The sequence below is a fragment of the Kurthia huakuii LAM0618 genome, assembly GCF_000505545.1.
GTDB classification, from domain to species: domain Bacteria; phylum Bacillota; class Bacilli; order Bacillales_A; family Planococcaceae; genus Kurthia; species Kurthia huakuii.
On record NZ_AYTB01000019.1, the window covers coordinates 1 to 3,591 of the forward strand.

The 3,591-nt window shown below is 37.7% G+C and carries 5 protein-coding genes and 1 pseudogene; all 6 read left to right on the forward strand.

Going from position 1 to position 3,591, the window contains the following annotated elements; all coding sequences use genetic code 11:
• Positions 1-215: 215 nt before the first annotated feature.
• On the forward strand, positions 216-485 hold the full coding sequence (locus V514_RS0116740; RefSeq protein ID WP_029501003.1) for a transposase: 270 nt from the start codon (positions 216-218) through the stop codon (positions 483-485).
• A gap of 307 nt (positions 486-792) precedes the next feature.
• Positions 793-945: a hypothetical protein gene (locus tag V514_RS20460; RefSeq protein WP_161630215.1), complete on the forward strand. Its 153-nt coding sequence runs from the start codon at positions 793-795 to the stop codon at positions 943-945.
• A 450-nt stretch (positions 946-1,395) separates the two neighbouring features.
• Complete coding sequence (locus tag V514_RS0116750; protein WP_029501004.1) at positions 1,396-1,725, forward strand: helix-turn-helix domain-containing protein; 330 nt, start codon at positions 1,396-1,398, stop codon at positions 1,723-1,725.
• Positions 1,726-2,439, forward strand: coding sequence for an ImmA/IrrE family metallo-endopeptidase (locus V514_RS0116755; protein WP_029501005.1), 714 nt, complete (start codon positions 1,726-1,728; stop codon positions 2,437-2,439).
• Positions 2,432-3,055 carry a PIN domain-containing protein gene (locus V514_RS0116760; RefSeq protein WP_029501006.1) on the forward strand — a complete coding sequence of 208 codons (624 nt, stop codon included), beginning with the start codon at positions 2,432-2,434 and terminating at the stop codon, positions 3,053-3,055. The genes V514_RS0116755 and V514_RS0116760 overlap by 8 nt, the downstream gene beginning before the upstream one ends.
• Before the next feature lie 66 nt (positions 3,056-3,121).
• A pseudogene (locus V514_RS0116765) lies at positions 3,122-3,591 on the forward strand (IS5 family transposase); the annotation flags it as partial.

Below are 3,591 nucleotides of genomic sequence, written 5' to 3' on the forward strand. Positions count from 1 at the left end.
CCACAGATACACCTTTTTTTTGTAAGACCAACAATAACAAGAACAATACCTATCAAAAGCAATATTAACTACCAAAAACCCATAAAACTTCTCCTTTCTTTCTTAAATAAATAGATGATTAAGGTTATAGGATTTTGCAAATATATAAAATAGACCTTTAATCTGGCCCTATTCTTGCACAACTTTGTTCGGTTAATGCACCCAAATGCGCTAATGTGTTAAAAGCAACGACAAGTACACAAGCGAAAAAGCGATTAAAGGATTGGTTAAAACGCGATCAGTTCCACACATGTGGTGTCGTGGCGAAAATCGCCAAAACGGTGATTATACGAGAAGAAGCGATGATTCATACGATCTATTCACCCTTCTCAAACGGCATCATGGAAGGTACAAATAATAAAATCAAACTCATCAAAAGACGTGGATTTGGTTATCGAAACGATGACCATTTTTTCCTTCGATTACGATTGGAAACAGGGCATTGATTTTGTCATCCCCGACTTATGGTGATGAACCTCCCTCAATTTAGACATAAATTGTAATTAAATAGTTCCAAAAAGGCTGTTTTTTTATTTAGGGTATTAACTCATCATTTGTCGATTAAGTAGGGTTAAAAGGCATTTCAGCCACGTTCATCATATGGATCTGTAGATTTTAAACCAATAAAATCTAGTTACGACCAACTTTGCAGCGCAAACTCAATGGAATTACTCGCTCCATATAGCTCATAAATGGACGAATGAATAGGTTATAATGACGAAGCAACGGGGCCTCTCGGACGGGAGGTGGTTTATGGTACTTCTTATTGCGTTACTACTAATTGTTACGCCATTCCTATGTATTCAGATGGAACGTGTAGATGGCAAGCTAAAAGTAACGTCCGTTCACTTCGGTATCAATCGAGATAAAACGGAAAAAGAAAAAGACTCCAATCCGAAAGATTAGAGTCAGAGTCCAAAACCATTTGAGCTGTTACTAGCAGCTTAAGTGTACGACTTCTCACACACTTTATTACTGGAGAGGTACGACACCGAAAGTTGCAACCTTCCAGTGAATACCGTTGTAAAGTCGATGTTAGCGCATCGGCTTTTTCTTATGCCTTCATTATAGCATAGACCCATGACTCTTTCTAATAGGTCGTTTAACACGCGTTCATTTTTATTTTTGCATCATCCAAGCTTCGAACCGCAATTTGTCCCACTTTGCGGCTGTGATTACCTATCCTAAATAGTGTCCATTCATAGTTTTCACTCCCCTTTATTTATTTCAGTACTTATTACTTAAATCAAAATAATTTTAATATAACGCATACAAAAGAGAAATTGGTATTAGTCATACAAAATTGTAGACGTCTACAAAAAGTTGTATAATATATGTAGACGACGGAGGGATAGTATGAAATCAAATGCACAGGTATTAAACCGTATTAAAGGTTTATTGCAGGAACAAGGAAAATCTTATCAAGATTTGAGTAATGATACAGGTATTAGTAAATCTTTGATTGGTCATATGTTATCAGGTGAACGTGTCATGAAGCCAGAGCGTTTAATAACAATTGCAAAAGCTTTGGGTACAGAAGTAAAGGATTTAATCCAAGTGAACGAAACAAATGAACCCTTAGAAATTGTTTTTAGAGGTGAACTAACAAATCGCCAATCGAAGCGCACTTTTGAAGCAGTCCTTTTTGCGATTGAAGATTATGTGACAATGAAGCAGGTGGACTAAATGAATGCACGTGAACAAGCTGAAAAAACTGCTGAAGCCTTTGCTGCTTCTTTTTTAGATGATGTTTATGGTTATGATCTATTTTTAGGTTCTCAAATTGAACGAATTTTAAGTGAAGAAGTGCATTTAGTCTATAAAAATATCGAAGATGGTGCTTTTTTTGGTGCAGCTGTTACACATCAATCAGGCGATAAGTTTGTAGTATTAAATACACATCATCCTTTGCGAACACGCTACTTTACTGCAGCACATGAGCTTTGGCATCTTTCAGAAGCAAGCCAAATGCAAAAAGAAAATTTTGATCATGAACGCGCCGCAGACCGTTTTGCAGCATGTTTAATGTTACCAAAGCCACTTGTAAAGTCTTTATGGAAACGCTTTAAATCAAAGTGGAATGAGGAACAGGCTGTACTTACGATTGCAGATTTATCTGCTGCTCCTTATAAGACAGTTGAGCGTCGAATTATTGAAGTTGGAGAATCAATTAAAGTATCTCATCCCGAGGAAAAGTGGCAACAATTACGAGAACACTATGCTTTACCAGAGTCGCCACTTGATTTAGCGATTCATACTACACAATTTCATGCCTATGAAAAGCAAGTGTTACTACACGTAGAGAATGGTTTAAATCCTTTAACAGCAAGTAATAAACTTGCAAGCTTTGCACCAAATGTTAGCGAAAAACTTCGACAACAGGGTATCACGAATGAATAAACGCCAAGGGAAAGTATTTGTAGACACGAATATTCTTTTACATGCAGATATGTATCAACACGATACTATTTTCGACTGGATTGATGCGCTGTATGAAGAGGTTTATATTCATCAAATGGTATTAGATGAAATCTTAAGTGCCAGTGCACGAAAAAAAGTTTCACAATATATTGATGATGGTCGATGGAAGTTGTTTAATCCAGACGATGAACATTGCTTATCAGATGATTTGTATGCTATTTATGAAGGCTATGTTCATCAGATTAAACAGGCCTTTCGCAAGTTAGATCAGAAAAAGGTGGAACAAGGACGTCATTTAAAAGGAACGAATGATTTAGGGGAAATTCACTGTCTAGCGGCAGCACTTTTATTAAGTGCCACTATTATTTGTAGTAATGATGCAGATATTCAAGAGGTCATTGATGATAATGAACTTGAAGTTTCCTCAGAAGATGAACAATGCAATATAAAATTGACGCAAGACACACTAAAGGACTTTTGTTATTATGTATGTCTACATGAGATTGCTTCAGGTCCAAAAGTACGAAAATTAATGAAAGCTTTTCAAAAAGAAAAATTACATGAATTAGATGCTTTATTAGAAACAATTAACTAGGTTCTGTCTAAAAACTATTTCCACCCCATGATACAATGGTGTAAATCAGAAAATGGGGTGGATGAAATGGCGCCAAGTCGTTACGAATTAACAGATGAACAGTGGAAACAAATTGAAGGGTTCTTCCCACCGTACACAACCGGTCGTCCTTCGAAACGAAGTAACCGTGAGATGTTCAATGCGATGCTGTGGGTTGCGCGTAGTGGCGCACCTTGGCGTGATCTGCCAGAACGCTATGGCTTTTGGAAAACGGCATATGCGCGCTTTTGTAAATGGCGCAATGACGGGACACTCATTTTGATTTTTCAGGCGCTTCAAATCGAACCTGATTTTGAAAACGTAAGCATCGATTCAACAAGCGTTCGCGCTCACCAACATAGTGCGGGGGCAAAAAAAACGCCATCGATACCGAAGTTGCCCAACACATCGGTGTAAGTCGTGGCGGAAAAACAACGAAAATCCATGCCATTGTGGATGCGTTAGGCAACCCATTGTTATTTCAACTAACAGCTGGAAACGTGCATGATAGCCAACCT